This is a genomic window from Bacillus sp. JJ1532, assembly GCF_036965085.1.
In the GTDB taxonomy this organism is placed as follows: domain Bacteria; phylum Bacillota; class Bacilli; order Bacillales; family Cytobacillaceae; genus Cytobacillus.
The window spans coordinates 34,506-54,145 of the sequence record NZ_JBALOW010000003.1 but is presented as its reverse complement, the minus strand read 5'-3'; the positions used below and the strand labels follow the sequence as shown (position 1 = coordinate 54,145).

Here is a 19,640-nt window from a genome sequence, read left to right as displayed (position 1 = left end):
CAGGTATACATTAGGCTTTAATCAATAAAATATAGCTTTTGGTAAAATAAAAACCCCTCGATCAGTCGAGGGGAGCATACTATTTAATATTTTCTATAAGTTTATAGGTTTTCGGTGCAAGAGTCTGCAGTCTTTTTCTTTCATCTTTGTCACGATAATACATGGCAAAGCATTCTGCGAAATACTCTTCTGGATATAGAGTGAAATATTCTTCATTTGGGAATAGCCTTTTCTTTTCTAAATTCCAAATGGCACTGAATTCGGCTGAAGAGGATAAATGATTTTTTAGTATATTATCTATGGTGTGGGCTAGTTCATGTAACTCAAGATTAACAGAGCCATGTCCATTCCCTTTTTCACTATATCCAACTCTAACGACAACCGTTTTATTTCCTCCAATGCCAGGAACATCATCCCAAGTCTTATTCAAATTCTCCCAACCTCGTGGAATGACTCCCTTTAAGTAAGCATATTCTTTTGTTTCTGTTATAGGCCCATTCACAAGCAGAATCCGAATATTTTGCTGAAGCAGCTGGACTAAAACAGACTCAGGCAGAGCTTGCAGGCGTCCTTTTATTTGATTAACAGCAGTTGAGTCATAAGAATCCTGCGGTAAAACAATTAGCGTTTCGACTAAGCATTGTTGATTGCATTCCAGTAATTTTCTTTTTGATATTGAGGGGGTTTCATAGATCACATGATCAGACACTTTAGTAATATAGTAATCTCCGCCTACTCCATACTGGCCGCTATAAAGGTCATCCATTCGATAAACCCGGTAGACTTCCCCTTGCTGAAGAATTCTTTCAAATTGCAAGCCGTTCTCCGTTCTTTTCCATAGATTAATGGGCTTCACTACAGTAACACGGCCAATTTGCCCTTTTTTTAACTCCACCCCATCCCAGTATACGGTTGCAGCCTGTGATTTCTCAGGGCTTATCGAAATAAATAGAATCATTGCGGCAAAAACAAATAGAAGCCTTCTCACAAACATCCCCCCTACTAGCCTTATTTTAGCTCAAATGAAGACGGCATCATAGCCCTTTTGGATTTGTTAGTAAAACCTTGTAAATTTTATGCCAATGGCAGTGACTTGCGTGCTAATTTGCTGTTGTTGGTTTAACCTCATTAATTTTTTGTGAAATCTTGGACCTTTTCTGTCACTATTCTTGGTTAATCGTGCAAATTACACGATAATTGACAATTCAAGCTAGTTTATCGGTGAATTCTTGCAATTTATCGACCATTTTTAGTGATTTATCAACCATTTATGCTGTTTGTCAGCAATTCTAGTAGTTTATCAGCCATTTTTAGTCGTTTATCAGCCAATTATTCAGTTTGTCAGCCAATTCACATTTTGACGACCAACTCCACCAATTTATCAGCCAATTCACATTTTCACGACCATCTCCACTAAACTTTCAGTCAACCCACATCTATCTATCAAGCAGCCCCTACAAAAATTAAAGCCAGCCCACTATTCAAAATGAGCTGGCCCTGATTACTTATTTATAAACATTCAAAGTATATGGAGTTAACGTGGCATTGCCGTTCACGTCACGAACCTTAATGTGATAGGTACCTTTTGTTAAGTTAAAGTTAAGAACTTCGTTATCCCCTTCTGGGTAGTAATCGGCTGTGGCCACGAGCTTTCCGTCTTTATATAGAGAGATGACGCCATCAATCTCTATACCGGATTGAAGCTCAATTTTACCTTTAGCCGCTTTATCTAGCTTGAGTACGTACCAGTCTTCATCTCCGTAAGGGATTCCTGCATTTAAATGGCCAACCGCTTGCTGATGCTTAGCGGAAACGGTTTTGAGGGCAATCGGCTTAGATGGAATATTGTTTTTAACAACAGAGCCTTTGTCCTCGTCATTTTTGTTTACAGGATTGATCGATAACACGTACGGGAGAAGCGAGAAGGTATTTGGCCATTCGAAATAGGCAGATACTGAGAAAATATAATTTTTGCCTTTTTCTGTTTTGAAAGAACCAAAGGTCTTACCGGACATGGCTCCTTTTTCTAAGTACTGGCCCGTTCTCATTTCTTCATCATCAAGCTTGCGGTTTTTGTTCGTATCCTCGTAAACGACAAACATTCCATAGAAAGGACTGATCAGCTCTTTCGGATATTGAGCCTTGAACTGATCGCTAACCTGCTTTCTTTCCAATGTCATGCCATAAATTTCGTCATGCTTGCTTTCAAAATAGAAATTATCCTGGTCATATGGCATAGAGAAGTTACCTTCAATCACATTTGCTGGGAGATTTTTAACCTCTTCCATTTTGTCATTATCCTCATATTTATCCTGAGGATTTTTCACAGTCAGTTTTGAAGTAAACTTATATGGATCAAAAGAAATGGCCCCATTATAGTAGTTTGTATTTGCTTTAATATAGTAGGTTTCATTCTTTTTGAATCCAGCGAATAAACGGCTTTCCAAGCGGCCATTCATCCAGAAGGAATATTCATTTGATGTAATCTGCTCCATATAGGAGAATTCTTTTCCATCACGATCTTTCTCTGTTCTTACTTGGTAGATTCCAAACATCGGTACAGTTGCATTATTCTCCTCTAAAGAGAATTCGTAAATTCCGTTTTCCTCAGGTGTGACGCTGAACCAGTCCTCATCCTCCAATGTTTGCAAATAACCTGTCGCTTCATCGTTGATATTATAAGGCTGTGCACCATCCTTAATCATCTGAACATAGTCAAATTCTTCTGCTGGCTGTTCCATTAATAGAAGCTCTCTCTGTTTCTCAATCGAGCTGTCTTCATCCATGACATGCATCATTGGCAATGAATCTTCGTCTGGCGGAAGAACTTTTCCTTGTACCTTCAGCTCGTACGGAATAGCTGATGATTCAGGGGTTTGCTTTTCTTCAATCATTCCCCAGTTAAAGAAAAAGTCGAAAATCCCAAAGTAATTGCTTTCTTTATTTGAGACTTTGATTGAATAGTCCATTCCTGGCTGTGCCAAAAACGATAAGGATTCGCCTTCGCTCTTCCCTTTATTATTGGCATAGAAGTTCGGATCACGCTCGTCTTCCTTTAAAGCAGGAAGCTCGAATTCGACTTCCATTCCTCCTTCTTCAGGCGGAGGCATCTTGAAAATCTCGTAAACACTTAAACTTGTATCCACTCCCGGTATTCCTGACAGGTCAATTTTAACAACCTGCTCTTCCTCAACAGTAAAATTAAAATAATCATTGTCCCCTTCTTCACCAATTAAAGTATACTTTTCTTTTGATGTATCGTATGGCAGCTCGATTTTAATTGGTTCATCGAAGGTAGATTCATCTGCTGGAAGAACTGGGTGCTTTTTAACGGATAGTGTGTATTTGGATTGCTGTTTATTTGAATCATCATAGCTTCCATTGACATCTTTCACACCGAATGAAAGGGTTCCGGAATAAGGAACTTTATACAATTTCCCTTCAGTCTTCCCGTCCATCACATGGTTCACTTCGAGCTTATCTTTGCCCTCTTGTGATTGAAGGTTAAGCATTAATTTGTAATCAAATTGTTTAGACCCTTCTAAAGAAAATTGGATATACTCTCCTTTTTTCACTTCAGCCGAATACCACTTCTCTTCGAATGGCTTCGTAATGGCTCCCTTGACTTCGCTCGTTTTTGCTAAATCTACAGGGGCTGCATTTTCTTCAATTTCCTTATCAGTCCAAGGCTTGCTCGTAAAGGAAGGAAGCTTCTTAATATCAAAGTTAAGGGCAGCGACTGGATTGACAAGTCCATTTCCGTATTTAATATCAAACCCAGGGTCACCAAGGTCTTGTGCTGTATGCTCTAAAATATATTCCACCTGTGATGGCGTTAAGTTTGGATGCTTTGATAAAAGCAGTGAAGCTGCTCCAGCCACCATCGGAGAGGCCATCGATGTACCGCTCATTTCACGGAAGCTTGATAATTTCTCAGGTTCATAGATTGGAGCGTATACTTCATCACCAGGTGCGACAACATCTACGGACGGGCCATAACTCGAAAAGCTTGAGAGTTTTTTAGATTTATCGACTGAACCGACACTAATAACTCCCTCGAATGCTGCAGGATAACTAACCATTGTATCCCCTGTATTCCCGGCAGCAGCGACAATCGTAATATTTTTCTCTAATGCCTTTTTGATCGCTTCTTCAATTAATGGCGACTTCATCGGTCCACCTAAGCTCATGTTAATCACTTTCACGTTCTTTTCTACCGCATGCAAAATCCCTTGGGCAATCGAATAGTCATAAGCGCCCCAACTGCGATCAAAAACGTCAATAGGAAGGATCTTTACATTCGGATTGACCCCAAAGCCGCCAATTCCATTATTTTTATTACCTGCAATAATCCCTGTCACATGCGTCCCATGGTAATCAGGTGTGCCTTGATTCATCGGGTTTACGGCATTATAACTTGGGAGAAGTTTCCCCTTTAATTCCGGATGCTGCGTATCAACCCCTTGGTCAATGACAGCAACCGTTACCGTATGCTTGCCAGCCAGCTTATGGGCTTGATTTAAGTTAAGCAAGCCAATGTGATATTGCTCGTTCACCTTCGGATCGGGCAAACTTAAAGGCTTGTACATCGCACTTGGATTGACTGAATTCACATGGCTTAGGCCTTTATACTTTTGCATGACCTTTTGCAAATCTTTTTTATTCTTTACCTTTACTACGGCATAATTTAAGGCTGGTATATTCGTAACAAGTGTTCCGCCTGCCATTCTATGCTCGGCAGGAGTCAAAGGCTTAGTATATTTAATAATGAATGTATCTTCACTCAAAGCCTTTTCTTTATACTGGTCGAGCTTGCTTTGCAGCTGAGGATTGTTCACTTGAATAGCCGAGACATTCTGTAATTGTTTAGGAGACTCCGCCGATGCTATCATCGAAGGTCCTAGATTACTAGAGAACAAACCAAGCCCAACAGTAATTGTAAATGCATTCCTAACCCATTTCTTCATATGATCCCCCTTCTCTTTTATAACCCTATAGTACCTATACCTGTAAAAAAATAGCAACAATTACCATGACCAAACTTTTTATGAAATTCGACAACTACCTCTATCTTATTAAAATTCCTTTTACTATATGTTTAAAAATATGCTTTTTTCTCATTTGCTCGATTTCAGACCGTTCTATGTTTGATAGATTCAGAGGAGTCATGATTTTGGGGCCTTCTCCTTGTTGTATTGAAGCAGGATTGTTTACGATGAGCTCTCCCTTTTCAACCCCTGATTCGATCTGTAGTTTATTGCCTGACGCGATTCCAGTCTTGATTTCTCGTTTTTCCAGGATTCCGCCTGATGTAATAACCCAGACAAAGGACTTCTTCTTCTGTTTGATGATACTTTGCTTCGGAACCATGATTGCCCCATTTACTTCTTTTGTAATTAATGTGACCTCGACATGGGATCCTTGAAGCAGGTCAGGGACCTCATCATCCATCTGAATTGAAAATGGGTATAGACTTTCCTTTTCTGATTGGACGTAATCTGGTAATTTGTCAGCTTTCGTTAGCATCCCTTTACCATTAATATGTTTAGAAGAAATGACGACCGGTATCCCGGTTTCAACCTTAACCCTTTCTTCCTCATTTAATAGCCCTTCAATCGTTGGGATAGCTGAACTAATCGTGATTAGCGGGTTATGCAGTCCCACATTGATTTCTTTAATGATCCCTTCAAAATCACTGACAACTGTTATTTCCCCTTCATTCGCTTGTATATCCTGCAGCTCCTGCTCATGCTTATCAGCTGTCTGTCTTAACAAGTCAGCCTGCAATTCTTTTTCATAAATATCCTGCTCGACACTATGTAAAATGGAAAGCCCAACAGCCTTTTCTTCCTCATCAAAATGTAAGGAATCCTTGTAATAGCGGAGCTCAGTTATATGTCTTTCTACTACTTCGATTTGATTTTCAATTTTGGTTTTCTCCGCTTCAATCCTCGCCATATCCGCTTCTAAGTCAGCAGAAATATACTCGTATAGCGGGGTGCCAACTTCAACTGTTTCTCCTTTCTTTACAAAAAACTGCTTAAATACTCCCATTTTTTGATCATAATAATAATGATAGTCTTCCAGAGGGGCCACAATCCCTTTTTTATGTAGAGTTTCCTTGATGTCTTTTTCAACTGCCATTGAATAGCTTTTAATAAAGGCAGAGCGTTCAATTTTTGAATGATCTTTTACTATTAAAAACAAATTACCCGCTACTAATAGGAAAACACCCGCTGCTAAAATCATTTTGATCCGTTTCTTCATCCGTATCACCCCCGCCTTAAATGAGCTTCTCAATCTCAAGATAGGATAACAAGGCAGACACAACCCAAATGAATAGATGAGCGAGAATGATCGTGAGCAGGATTGTCTTCGGGCTTCTTTCACTCAAACCTTTTAACGCCTTATATTGGAAAAAAATCACCCAAACAGTAAAAAGTGATAGATGGGAGAAAAAATATACTAAAATACTGCTGGATGTTAAGTAGGCAGCTATGACGCCAAGGGAAAAAGGAGAAGCCTCCGGACCAATTCCAAGCCAAATATGAAATGGCAGAAATATGGCTTTTTCCAATAAAAGAATACAAAGTACAAATTGCTGAACAATGACTATTTTCTTATAAGACATATCGAGAATGGCCCAAAGGATCACAGAAAATCCAAAAAGGACTAGCATTGAAAAGATCATTCCCCATATTAGACGTCCAACTATGGCAAAAAGTTTCTTCATTTCAAATTCTTGCCTGCTTAAATCTGTTATTTCTTTTGTCAGGAAATCCAACCCGATTCCCAAATAGCCGCTAAGCGTAAACAGAATCATACTTATCACGGTTAGCAAAATAGCCTTTTTCCACAACCCTCTTATCGTCTCTGCCCTCATGATTTGATAGGAGAATGTGTTCGGGGCCAGAAGTCCCTTCAATAGGTGCACGTAATAAACCATGGGCGTACCTCCAAATTTTATCTATCTATCATTCTAGCTTACTAGCAGAAATAATTCCCCTAATAACCCCATAGTTTGAAATAATTGGGTATATAATCACAGAACTACTACTTCTGGTACATTTTGTAGGATTTATTTAGTCGAATGGGGAGATTGTGGCCTATTATACTAATTTGGCAGCAAATTGGGGAGCGTTGTCGGCCTATTTGTGAGGTCTATAGCTAAATCGAGCAGGTTGTCAGCCAATTCAAGTACGTTATCAGCCAATTCCGGGGGTTTACAGCCAATCCATTTTTTAAATAAAAAATAAACCACTGGCAAAAGCCCAGTGGTCTCTAATGAATTAATGATTCGTATAAGACTGTTTTTGCTTATCATAGTTTAAATAGTAACCGCCGCCTAGATCCAGCTTATTATCTTGGATCGCATAGACTCTAAATACTTGACCCTTTTTAAGCGTTCTCGCTACACTTCCATTAGAAGCGTAGAGCGGGCTATCGGCAGTGATTTGAATCGTTCCTTTATAAAAAGAAACCCCTGCATTCCTTTGAATATAATAGCCTCCGCCCACATAATAAGCATTGTTATCAAAACTAAACACTTTAATGAGCTCACCTGGAATTAACTTCCGATGAACTTTGCCATCTGGGCGGTATAGATTAATATCTTTATTTTTAATATGCAATCTTCCAATATAGACACTCATTTTACTGCTGTTAGCGGGAATATAATAATTACCGCCCAAATTATAGTTGTTTCCTATTGTTCCAAACACTTTATATGAGTACCCTTTTTTCAGCATTTTGGCCACTGATCCATCAGGACTGATGAGCGGCATATCCGCTTTTAAATAAACGGCAGCAGCTGGGAGCTTGGATGTCCATTGACTCCCTACATTTGGAATTTCCAAGTTAATACTCTTCATCTCTGAAAAAATAGCAAGAATCCGCTCGCCGTAAAATTCTCCCGGCACGGCCCAGCGATTATTCAAATCTGTCCAGTAAGGAGCAATCCCCCTCTTTACATAATCAAAGCGCGGATCGTTTTTTTCTGTAACGAGAGGTTCGTTGTTTGCATAGGCTTTCAAATGCTGAATCTGAGCTCTTACCCCTTCCTCAGGCGTGTTGAAATGAGCCCCTTGTGCACCGCCCCCAACGGCCCCAATCCCGGAGTAGTTATTCTGCTCAGGCAGAACATCCTTCCCATATTGAAAATAGCCTGTTTCCAGAATGGCTTGGGCAAAAGCAATATCCCCGCGAATCCCCTCTTGGCGACCTAAAGATATATATAAATCTGCTAATCTATAAATATCAACAGTCGTTAATTTAGGTTCAGGATACTTTAATAGGACAAAATCACCCATTTGTTTCGCGGTTAAAATGGAGCTGCCGCTAATAGATACCTTTTCATCAGAAGCTTGTACCGGAGCATATGAGACGAAGCTTAACAGTAAAACAAACAGCAAAACATAAACTTTTTTCATCACTTTCTCCCTTAAAAACTTTTTTTTAGTTCATAGTTACTATCTTACACTTTTGACAGTAGCAGTAAAAGGGAATTGGAGTTTTATTAAAATAGGTAAATTTAGACTATTTATCTTGTTTTTCCATTTCCCCTTAAAAAAGTAAAAAGCAGAGAGCCAACTACAGCCTCCGCTTTTTACTAAACTTTACTTATTCAATTCCGCCAATTTCTTCTTAGAAGGTGTTTCATATTTAACAAACCCTTCCATCTTCGTTACATAATGGCCGCCGCCAACTCCGTACTGGCCGAAGTTCTGGCTGTCATAGTTGTATACTCGATATTTTTCACCTGGGTTTAAGACACGAACAAAAGTAAGCTTGTTGTTTGCATCTTTCTTCCATAGATTGATAGGCTTTTCAATGATCACACGGCCAATTTGACCTTTTTTCATTAATAGGCCATCCCAGTAAACTTTTGGAGCTGGTTTTGTTTCTTCTTTTGGTTCTTCTTTTGGTTCTTCTTTTTCAACTGGCTTTGCCACAATACGGGCTTCATATTTCGTGTTAACTGTTCCAAGCTTTTGGATATAAGCAATTAGGGCTTCATCAAGAGCAGGGAACTCATTTTCGATTGGGCTGTCTTTAAAGGAAGTATACTCATCACCGCCTGCAGCCATGAAATCATTTGTTGCAACAACATATTGTTTATTCATATCGACAGGCTGCCCGTTAATTTTCATAGAATGAATACGCTCGCCCACTTTTTGTGCTGTATCAATGGCAAATGTCAGACCGCTAATATGCGGGAAGGCACCTTTGGATTCAGGATATGAATTGACTGCATTTTCAAGACTGGATTTAAGTTGCGCTCCTGTTAACTTCTTCGTAACGATGTAGTTTCCGAACGGCAATACTGTCACGACTTCACCTTTCGTAATATCTCCTTCATCGATGGATGCACGGATACCGCCGCCGTTCATAATTGCTACCTCTGCACCGGTCATATCGACCATCGCATCTGTAATCAGGTTACCGAGGTTCGTTCCGCCTGTACGTACTTGTTCACGTTCGCCGTCAAGCTTCACTGCTGTCTTTCCGATTACTTCTGATAAAATTTCTTCTTGGGCTGCTTGAATATCTTTAATTACCTTCTCCACTTCTGGATCTGGTTTTACATCAGCTGTTTCTTCTTTTTTGATTAATTTTGCTTTTTTGCCAGTTAATTTCTTGCCTTCAAATGTTAACTCAACAACACCAAGATTTTTCGTATATTCACCTGAGCTTACAATTAACGTATCATTTTCACCTTGCAATCCCTCTACAAGAGTAGAGTGGCTGTGACCATCTACAATCAAGTCGATTCCAGGTGCACCTTTTGCTACTTTAATAGATGTATCAGTACTGGACTCATCAATCCCTAAGTGTGTCACAGCAACGATCATATCAACATTTAGACCTTTTAATTCTTTTACCATTGCCTGAGCTTCAACAACCGGATCAGTAAAAGTTAAACCCTCAACATTCTTAGGGTGAGTTTTATAATGTGTTTCTGGAGTGGATAAGCCAAAAATCCCTAGCTTTATGCCATCCACTTCTTTAATAACATAAGGCTTTAATAGCAATGAGCCATCCGCTTTACGAACGTTCGCACTTAAAACTGGGAAAACTACTTTCTTTTCTAATTCTAGCAGTCTCTCATACCCATAGTTAAAATCATGGTTACCTGCAGCCATGCCATCATAGCCAACTTTGTTCATCACTTCCGCAACGCTTTCCCCTTTACTAAGTGTGGCAAAAGTTGTTCCGTGTAAGGTATCTCCCGCATCTAATAAAAGCGTATTCGGATTTTCACTTTCGAATTGCTTAACCAACGTTGAAATCTTTGCAAACCCCATTCCATCACTGCTGCTTTCCACTACGCGGCCATGTGAATCATTCGTATGCAAAATCGTAATTTTCTTTGTGTCCGCACTCGCAGTTCCTTCCGCGTTAACGAGAAACTGTCCTCCAAACCCGGACCAAACTACTAACGATGAAACTAATACAGCAAAACCCTTTTTCAACCTTTGCATGGCTTACCTCCTATTAGTTTTTACTACTTCCATAGTATTATATATGATTATTATTAATTTATGGTAAACCATTTGTAAAATTAGTATTTTCTGCCTATAAATCTGTCTAATTAAACGTTTGATTAGTTTTAATTAAACGTTTGATTAATGAAAAAAGTACGCTGAAAGCAGACAAAAAGGCGAATGGAAAAATCCATCCGCCTTTGAAGATTACCATATTTCTTTAACACTATTATATTTTATAAACCTAGTTTGATCTTTATCCAAAATAAACACTTCATTGTTTGCATTCATCGCAGCTGAATGGATTTCTAAGGTGAATTTCTTTTGCTTGGCTAGAGTCGCTTTATCATAATACCCATTAGTCGTAATAATATGATTTTTTCCAACATATAAAATAACCTCATCTAAAATCTTCACACGGTTAGACAAATCTAAATTTATCCGATTCCTTCCTGTGTATAAATAATTCCCGTCAACAAACATTTCAAAAACACCTGGATACGTATCAAAATTCAATTTGTTCTTTTCTTGAAACGTATCGGCATCGAATGCGTAAATAGATCCACCTGAAGTATCATCTTGCATGTAAAGAACGTTTCTGCTTTGGTCAAGCTTTAAATTTGCCCTGTAAATGTTTGCCGCCTCAACAGTTTGTCCATTTCGCCGATCATAGGCAGAAACATAATAATTATTATGACTATAATAGATATAGTTTTTTCCTACCTCTATTTCACTTGGTCTATCAGTTACAGATATATACGAAATCGGCTTAGTTGGGTCTGTACTTGCTACGGCAATACGATGGGAACCCTCTAATGACACATAAATGGAATCTCCATTCACTACAAGCTCCCAAGGCCTCGAACCAATATAAATCTCTTTCTCAACATTCATGGTACTTGCATTTATATAGAATAGTTTATTTTCACTGATTGACAAAGCATATATTTTATTAGTTTTCTGATCATATTCCCAATCTGTTATCGCCTTTTCAAATTGAAGTTGCTTATTAAGCCCATTTTGAAAAGCTGGCAAATGAATCGGAAGAATGTTTAATTTTAATTTCCTTAACATCCCCTCTTCACTATTGTAAGCGTATAAATTCATAGAAGAATCAACCGATACTTCTTCATATCGAGAGGTTGGCATTGAGCGGTAAGGGACAAAGGATTCACGGTCATATATGAACGAACCGCCAATCGCATATTTCCCCTTTACTAGACTAACAGGTTCGAAGCCATCCACATACTTTCCGATAATATCCTTCAAATTCGTTGGATTCATTTTGAAACCATCAATAATAAGCTCTCCATTATCCCAAATATTACTTGCATCCCACGATGGCCAAAATCCTGGGCGATAATTATCCTCCGAAAGAATATTATATGTACTTAAATCAATGGCTTTCACATGAGAATTGCTGACATATAATATTTTTTTAATGGGATCAATAGATAGTTTTATATTGGAATTAAATATGTAGTCTTCTGGATTCTCCTTTTTGCTGATGACCTTAACTGTTCTCGATTTCATGTCAAAATCATGAATCTCTGTAGCTCCATTTTTAGGCGCATAGTAAATATGATCATTACTAATAATAAATCGTTGGGCTTGAATCGGCGTACCGTCCAATGCCTCAAGATACTCTGATTTCTCCGTTACCGGGTCAACCGCCCGCATTGGATACCCACCTAGTATGACTTTCCCATTATATAGCTGCATTCCCCATCCTGTATCATAGGAAAATTCCTTTATCATGCTTAAATCCTTTGTTGACAAAACATACAGCTTTTGATAAGCACTTACATATAAATATCCCCTGCTCTCATCTACCAACATTTTATCAAAGTTGAAATTCTTCGGTGCTACTTCCCACTCAGCGAGAGTCACATATCCTTTGCTCAACGTTTTCAAACGATCTAAGAGCGGCTTAATAGCCGTGTTTGGTTTATACTTGATAGAGTCCAGCATCGTCTGAATGCGTTTAGATTTCTCTTCTATTTGCGCTTGACTCTCATTGTTCTTGATTGCTAATTCTAAATTGACAATCTCCTTTTTTAGCCGATCATAGTCCGTTAAAGGGGGTGCCGGTGTGCGGTATACACATGCTTGAGCTTGAAGCTTAGCTTTGCTCGGAGTTTCATATCGAACTCTGCTGTCACGATCAACATAATAACCGCCTCCAACTCCTAGCGTCCCCGGCCGAAAAGAATAAATCCGGAACGTTCCTTTCGGATTCAAGTTGTGACTAATAATTTTCTTATCCCCATTGTAAAAAAACAGCGGCGTACTCTTCACAGTGTGTAGACGTCCAATTTGTCCCTTTTTTAATTCGATTCCATCCCAAAAAACCTTCTTCATGCCTTTATAAGGAGCACACGGGTCTGCTGCTGAAGCAGAATGGCTTTGGAAAATAGGTGTAATCAAAGTAATTGCTAACAGTAAAACAAAGATGCGTTTCACATATACTCCTCCAATAAATCCTATGTATTAGATTCATCTTACCTTACTAAAATTTTAAATTCTTGTGCCAATTATTGGTACAAAATGTAGTTTATATGACAGATCTAATACTTTTTCGCCAATTCTAGTGATATGTCAGCCAATTTTGGTAGGTTATCAGCCAAATATAGTCATTTGTTAGCCAGCTTTCATCTTATCGCCAAAAAAAGCCTACCAATCCATATTAGACTGATAGGCTTATATCTACCTTCAACACTTTTTCAATTTTCCACGTTCATCCTTATTCGTAAAATATGCTTTTCTATATTTTTATAAAGGGATAAAGTCCCTTTTATAAAATATTTGCTATATTTCCACCACTAGATATATTACCTGCTTTATAACCGGTAGTTTGAGCAATTGCAATGGGAGTACCAGCAGAACCCATTCTCACGATATTACCAATGAAATTCACCATTCCGTTGTTAATAGAATATAGACCAATGTTTGATTTAGAATGTTCTAATTTAATAATATTCCCATTCACTTGTCCATCTTCAACATTTGAAACTTGAATACCACGCTGCAATGCTGTAGCACCCTTAGCATCAATAGTGTTATTAGAAATATTTAAAGAATATGATTTTTGAGAAGAAGTAGAAGAACCAACTCTAATACCGTAAAAACTTGTATCCACCGTTCTTGAATCAACACCAATAATTTGGTTTCCAGTAATCGTCAAACCATCAAATACATCTACATCAATAATAGAATCTGTTGCTCCGCAATTTTTCACTAAGTTATCAGAAATAATAGCATTCAATTGAATTTTTTCACGAGAATAACCAGGTCTATACCCGCCAGCCATTATTGCTCCTAAACCTGTTCCATTAGCACTACAGTTTGTTATCTTGTTTCCTTTAATAATAATATCTTGACTTTGTTGTAGGTCATGACCCCATTTAGCAAAAATCCCACAAGCATAAGAATTTTCAATAATATTGTCTGTAAATATCATTCCAATTCCAGTATGACTATCAATCCCTTTTCTTTTGTTATCTCTAAAGATTGAACCTTGGACAATAACATTTTTAGCCTCACTCCAATTAGTTCCTCTCAATGCAATACCATAACCCGGGTCTATAAATCTATGTGAGATTTGAGAATCAGGATGTCCAGCTCTTTCACTTATACAATTCATGATTTGAACTCCATCTACCGCTAAAGCGTGTATGTTGGCATCATAATTATCATGAACATAGCAATTTTGAATAAGAATATCTTTAGAGTCGTTATATCTTAAGTCTTTCGGAACAAAGTTGCCGTTATGACCTATACCAATACCAACATAGTTAAATCCATGAACGTCTAGATTATAAAGTTTAATGTTTTTAGAGCCATTATGAATTAAAATACCATATGAGACGTTTCCAATAAATCCACCATTTCCAAATAATCCCCATGGTCGTCCATTATTGATTGATGCGTGAGTTTTTCTTGTTGAAGTATCTAGGCTGTTATTTTTATAATACCCCCAAAAACCAGAAGTGTAGTATCCACCATTAGCAGTACCTTTTTCTCCATATCCCGTATACCCAACAGAAGTTGTGTCAATTGCTGGAAATTGTCCATAGCCTGCTATTTCCAATCCTTCAACTATTATGTTAGATGATAATTGGATTTCAAGAATACCCTGTGCATGCTGATCAACCCATAGTTTTGCTCCATAGCCAACTATTCGAACATTCTTTTTATTTCTTAACAATAAGCATGGTTGGTCATTATTAGGGTAACCTGTCAAATTCACATTTTTGCTTACTTTATAAATACCTTGATCTATTATGATTGTTCCACCATCAGTTACATGATCAAATGCTTCTTGCAGGTCAAGTGTTAAATCATTTGTTCCATTGGCTGGAAACATTGTGTTAATAACAATTGTAGAACCATTAGATGTATACCGTATCGACATCACAACCACTCCACATAATTAATATCATTATCAAAAGTGAACAAAAGAGTCCTTATAGGCTGCTAACACGCCTGACTTGCCCTCCAGGCATCACCCCTCCTCTTAATGTAAATTCGAAATAATAAAGTTCACTACAACAGTTTATTATAATTTTCTGTCAACGCTAGTGCAGGTACCCTCGTACATAAAATAATATTGTAGATTAATGAGTTGTAAGAGCCCCACTTACAGGTTTTTCTATTTTGCCGTTTCCGTTGCCTTTCATCAGAAATAGTAGTCTCATTTAATGTTAAAAAGGACTTTATCAGTCAATTTGGATGGTTTATCAGCCAATTTTGATAGTTTATCAGCCAAATTAGGCACTTTGTCAGCCAACTTACATTTTATCGTTAAAAAATACGATAAAAGCCTACCAATCTATATTAGACTGATAGGCTTATATCCAGCTTCAACACTTATTCGATTTTCCACAACTCATCCTTATTCGTAAAATAAATAACCCCGTCCAGTCCCTTTGTTAGTCTTTCTGCACCATTTTTATGAAGGATTTCCAATTTAAACGTGCCTGGGTGGACTCTAAATAGTGTATTTTCCACTGTTCCGTAAATATATTGATCATTTCCGATCACCAGCGTGCCATTTCGGAAACGGCCGCTCGTATTTTTGACGACATTAACCGTTTGCGTTTTCTTCTTATGCGGATCATAAGCAAAGAAATTGCCATCTGATAATCCATATACCCTCCCTTTGTCATCTGCTGTCAGAGCATGAATCATTCGGGGCTTCTTAATGCCTAGTGGCAGAATTTCTATTTTTCCGCCAGGAGATTTGCTCTTTAATCGGAAGAAAACCGCATTTTGCTTGCCCTCCAAATCTTTACCGCTAAAAATGGAGGTGCCCCCATATACATAGCCTTGATGGGCAGTTAGGGAAATAATACTTTGATCCTTCACTATATTTCTTCTTACTGACAGGCTATTTTTGCCCGTATCATAAATGGTTAAACTGCCTCCCGCTTCACCATTTCTAGGATGAGTACCGATGTATAAATAGGAGGTTCCCGGTGCACTTGTCATCGTAACCGGCCGGTCCTGTCCGTTGCCAATCGTCTTTAAAGGCTGTACTTTAGGAGTGCCAGACATCATCAACTCATTGATATTCCCGCCAGGATAGACACCCATATAAAATCGGCCATTCACCGCTGCGAAACCTTCCACTTGACCAACCTTTTGGATGGTTGAAAAGGAATCCGCACCCGGCTGATATACACCCATTTTCTCCGAAACATAGCTGCTAATATAAATATTGCCATCCGGACCAGCGGCTAAATTATATATCGGTACCCCAAGAGCCGGAAGAGGAAAACGATCCACCACTAGTTCCTCCTTCCCCAAGTCATAGGTGAAGAAAGTTCCGGTATTTCCTAACAATCCAGTTAAAAACATTTTCGTTCCCTGCTTCACAAAGTCAAGTGAAACCGCCTCTGTCCCCTGCAAGGCCCTTTTGGATGGTGTTATTTTTCCAGTGGATAACTCAAGCTTTTGCAGGTGAAAATCATTAGTAAAATAAACATCCTTCCCGTTCGGAGCCAGTTTCGAAACCCCTCTTGATTTCGCCTTTAGCTCACCCTTGAACTTCAGTGACTTGGCATCAAACATGAGAATCTTATCCTGCTTCTCTAGCTTGGCAAACAACACTCCCCCAGCTTGATCCAGATCATAAATAGAAGAGATGCTCTTCTTATATGAATCAGGCAAAATGGATTTCTTTGTATTTGTTTTTAAATTCCAGGCAATCAAATCGGCATTGGCCCCTACGCCAACAAACATCGTATCGGTGGAAGGATCATATGCAAGACTTCGCCCAATTGTTTTTCCTTTTGATGCTTGTCCCAGATTCTCGAACTTTCCGCCGTTGTATTTGAAAAGCCCGCCCTCATAGGAGGTGCTTCCATAGATATTCCCATTTTTATCAACTTCAATATCATGAATCGAGGTGCTGCCGCTCGTTGCCTTCCCAAGATCCGTCAGCTTTTTTTGATTGGGCTGATATTTATAAAGTTTGTTTGAAGGCGTGCCTCCAATCCAAACCTCACCCTTCCCATCCGTTTGAATGGCCCAGCCACTTGTCGAACCCGCCAAAGGCTTTTGGTCCACCATCGTTTTCGTAAAAATATCAAAAACAACTAACTGGGCTGGCTCCCCTTGTAAAACGATATACATAAGGGCATTCCCATTGGCATCATTTCCGGATGTAGCCGTTATGGCTGTGCTATTTGTAATCGGTTTGCCGATCTTGGTGATTTTTTTAGGAGAACTTGCTGAAACTTTCCCTAATTCAAAAGGGGATAAGATTAAAAATAAACATAAAACGAATAATAGCAACTGCGACTTCTTCATTTCCATTTTCCCTCTTCCATTTGTGATAGTCATATTTTACTATAAAACACGAAGGAGTTACCGACTTTTTCCAATATACTGACTTAATATAAAAAATGCCCCAAAGTTTTCCTCTGGGGCATCCTCTATTTCTATTAATTCACTACATCCACATCACTCTTCTTTACAAATCCCAAACGATGATTAAAGTAGATTTGATAATATTCATCCTGACCTTTTACGACTTGGTTTGTAGAAGGATCATTAAAGATTTTCGCATGGTAGTAATCTGATTGAATCGGTCCAGTTGCGACATAGGATTGGCCTTTTGGAATTTGATAGAGTGGATCTGCAATCCCCCTTGCCGATTCTGCTATCCCTGTCCCATCATAGGCAGATTGTTCTGGATAGGCGGCACCATAGACAGGAATGGAATCTAGCCCTTCTTTAGGAGTAATGAGAATTCCGTTGCCTGGAACGGTATATTTATTATTTGGATTATAGAACCAAGCCTTTTGTCCGCCAAAGTCGATAGCCGTCCAATCACCTTGCTGATCTACTTGATAATAGCTTTGCCCGATTGCTGCCTTGTTGCCCCAATCATTAAGATTGGTCGTTCCTTTTCCTCCGCTTTTATGAAAATGAGGGTCACTAATTAGCGGGGCCTCGAAGCTCGGTTCCGTGTATAAATGAATGAGACTGGAAGATTGAGGTTCCAGTAATTGATTCGCGTATGTGAAGGACGGTTTATTTGTGTTGTAATTTGGTTTGATTGTTACAATACCGCTATGCTTATCTCCTTTGCTCGGGTTAATCGGTTCGCCGAGGAGATTAAAGAAATGGGACCAATCCCAATAGGCGCCTGGATCCCAATGCATCAGTCCTTGTCTGGCAGGAGTCAATCCAGGAATTTCATCATGGCCGATAATATGCTGTCTGTCGATTGGAATATCAAATCTTTCCGCCAAGTATTTTACTAGTTTTGCAGAGGAGCGATACATTTGTTCGGAGTACCATTCTGTTCCCTTGGCGGCAAATCCTTCATGCTCAAAGCCGATGGAATGCATATTGAAGTACCAATTCCCCGCATGCCAAGGAACATCTTCAGGTCTAACCATCTGTGTGATTTTTCCAGTATCGGAATCTAGGATGTAGTGGGCGCTAACAAACGATCTATTTCTAAAATGGTTAATCGCAGATTGTGCGCTGCCTTCAATATCGTGAATGATAATATAGCGGATGTCGAGACCATCGTGTGGACGATTGGCAATATCGTAGTTACCGTAATTGGTAGGGCTGCTGGAGAATTGTTCGTATAAAGCCGGGATGAAGGAGCACTCTAGTCCATTCGGACAGTCCGTACCAGTGAATTTTGCATTGCGTAGAGGGATGGAGTCTGCTGTCGATTTATTAGGTGTGACTGCTTCAGCCTTCATACTAACTTTTTGACCAGTGATTGTTGTTCTTTCGGCACCTTCTTGCATGGTGGCATATACCTCGTCAGCAAATTCTTTGGCGACGGTGTCGAATTCGGATCCGCTGTATTTCACGATGGCTCCATACCAATCAGAAGAATCAGTTGGAATATCTCCTGCTGTTTCACGTGCGTATTCGGCTAGTAAGGCTGCACCGCCGCGGATATTTTGTTCTGCATCACTCTTTAATGCTTCTGGGTCAACTCCTATTAGATTTGCGGCTTCGTCTAGTGTGTTGATTACGGAATTATCCGCACTTTGAGCTCCAGCATCCTCACCCTTTCCATGAGCAAGCTCGTCTCCATCAATCTGAACAAGGTTCATCACCCCATAACCGCCAACCTCGCTATGTCCTTTGTAATGATCCCACCGAGACTGATTGTAGGCGACTGCCATTAAAACATTATGCGGGACTTTAAATTCCTCTGCCGCTTTCTCGAACGCCTGCTGCAAAGCTTCTGAATTCATGGTACTTTCAGCCGCTGCATATTCGTTGGCAGTCGACATGAACCCAGATGGAACAACCAAGCCAGCCGCTAAAGCAACTGTCAAGAGCGTTGCTGAAACTTTACGCATAGAAAACCCCATACCTCTTCCTCCTTTATTTAAAAATATAAGGAAGGAATTCCAGCTTGAGAGTCATATCCCTGCTTGAAATGGGAAAATGATCCAAAGTACATATGGGGTTATTCCTTGCCTAGGTATATGGTGGGAAAAGTTAGCGGACCTATAGTCATGTGTGAATTCTAGTGGATTTTGCAGTATGTCAGAATTTCACCTAATCCCTACTCTCACAAAATATACTATGCTGGATAGTTTTTTGGATTTGCTTTTTCCTGTAAAATAAATCACTTTGATGGACAGGTTTTACTGATTTCACAGATTCCTG

At 39.2% G+C, this 19,640-nt stretch carries 10 protein-coding genes and 1 pseudogene; all 11 read right to left on the bottom strand.

What is annotated here, in order from left to right:
* Positions 1-79 precede the first annotated feature (79 nt).
* On the bottom strand, positions 80-658 hold the full coding sequence (locus tag V7122_RS01660; protein ID WP_335344521.1) for an anthrax toxin lethal factor-related metalloendopeptidase: 579 nt from the start codon (positions 656-658) through the stop codon (positions 80-82).
* Positions 656-934: pseudogene (locus V7122_RS01655) on the bottom strand (bifunctional 2',3'-cyclic-nucleotide 2'-phosphodiesterase/3'-nucleotidase); the annotation flags it as partial. The pseudogene V7122_RS01655 and the gene V7122_RS01660, both read right to left, overlap by 3 nt.
* A 571-nt stretch (positions 935-1,505) precedes the next feature.
* Positions 1,506-4,967 carry a S8 family peptidase gene (locus V7122_RS01650; protein WP_335525610.1) on the bottom strand — a complete coding sequence of 1,154 codons (3,462 nt, stop codon included), beginning with the start codon at positions 4,965-4,967 and terminating at the stop codon, positions 1,506-1,508.
* A 100-nt stretch (positions 4,968-5,067) separates the two neighbouring features.
* Positions 5,068-6,267, bottom strand: coding sequence for an efflux RND transporter periplasmic adaptor subunit (locus V7122_RS01645; RefSeq protein WP_335525609.1), 1,200 nt, complete (start codon positions 6,265-6,267; stop codon positions 5,068-5,070).
* A 16-nt stretch (positions 6,268-6,283) separates the two neighbouring features.
* On the bottom strand, positions 6,284-6,946 hold the full coding sequence (locus V7122_RS01640) for a hypothetical protein (protein ID WP_335525608.1): 663 nt from the start codon (positions 6,944-6,946) through the stop codon (positions 6,284-6,286).
* 343 nt (positions 6,947-7,289) lie between these two features.
* The gene (locus tag V7122_RS01635; protein ID WP_335525607.1) at positions 7,290-8,429 is read right to left on the bottom strand and encodes a glucosaminidase domain-containing protein; all 1,140 of its coding nucleotides are present in this window, start codon (positions 8,427-8,429) and stop codon (positions 7,290-7,292) included.
* Positions 8,430-8,615: 186 nt separating this feature from the next.
* On the bottom strand, positions 8,616-10,481 hold the full coding sequence (locus V7122_RS01630) for a bifunctional metallophosphatase/5'-nucleotidase (RefSeq protein WP_335353268.1): 1,866 nt from the start codon (positions 10,479-10,481) through the stop codon (positions 8,616-8,618).
* Positions 10,482-10,691: 210 nt separating this feature from the next.
* Positions 10,692-12,947, bottom strand: a complete 2,256-nt coding sequence (locus V7122_RS01625; RefSeq protein WP_335525606.1) for a YncE family protein — start codon at positions 12,945-12,947, stop codon at positions 10,692-10,694.
* A gap of 331 nt (positions 12,948-13,278) precedes the next feature.
* Positions 13,279-14,898, bottom strand: a complete 1,620-nt coding sequence (locus tag V7122_RS01620) for a right-handed parallel beta-helix repeat-containing protein (protein WP_335344492.1) — start codon at positions 14,896-14,898, stop codon at positions 13,279-13,281.
* Positions 14,899-15,353: 455 nt separating this feature from the next.
* Complete coding sequence (locus V7122_RS01615) at positions 15,354-17,297, bottom strand: WD40 repeat domain-containing protein (protein WP_335353266.1); 1,944 nt, start codon at positions 17,295-17,297, stop codon at positions 15,354-15,356.
* A gap of 134 nt (positions 17,298-17,431) precedes the next feature.
* Positions 17,432-19,339 (bottom strand): N-acetylmuramoyl-L-alanine amidase, encoded by a 1,908-nt coding sequence (locus V7122_RS01610; RefSeq protein WP_335353265.1) that lies wholly within the window; start codon positions 19,337-19,339, stop codon positions 17,432-17,434.
* Between the last annotated feature and the right edge of the window lie 301 nt (positions 19,340-19,640).

Excerpts from the sequence above, each read along its gene's own strand:
- V7122_RS01630 (WP_335353268.1), bottom strand. The coding sequence starts at position 10,481 with ATGCAAAGGTTGAAAAAGGGTTTTGCTGTATTAGTTTCATCGTTAGTA.
- V7122_RS01610 (WP_335353265.1), bottom strand. The coding sequence starts at position 19,339 with ATGGGGTTTTCTATGCGTAAAGTTTCAGCAACGCTCTTGACAGTTGCT.
- V7122_RS01640 (WP_335525608.1), bottom strand. The coding sequence starts at position 6,946 with ATGGTTTATTACGTGCACCTATTGAAGGGACTTCTGGCCCCGAACACA.
- V7122_RS01650 (WP_335525610.1), bottom strand. The coding sequence starts at position 4,967 with ATGAAGAAATGGGTTAGGAATGCATTTACAATTACTGTTGGGCTTGGT.
- V7122_RS01635 (WP_335525607.1), bottom strand. The coding sequence starts at position 8,429 with ATGAAAAAAGTTTATGTTTTGCTGTTTGTTTTACTGTTAAGCTTCGTC.
- V7122_RS01645 (WP_335525609.1), bottom strand. The coding sequence starts at position 6,267 with ATGAAGAAACGGATCAAAATGATTTTAGCAGCGGGTGTTTTCCTATTA.
- V7122_RS01615 (WP_335353266.1), bottom strand. The coding sequence starts at position 17,297 with ATGAAGAAGTCGCAGTTGCTATTATTCGTTTTATGTTTATTTTTAATC.
- V7122_RS01620 (WP_335344492.1), bottom strand. The coding sequence starts at position 14,898 with ATGTCGATACGGTATACATCTAATGGTTCTACAATTGTTATTAACACA.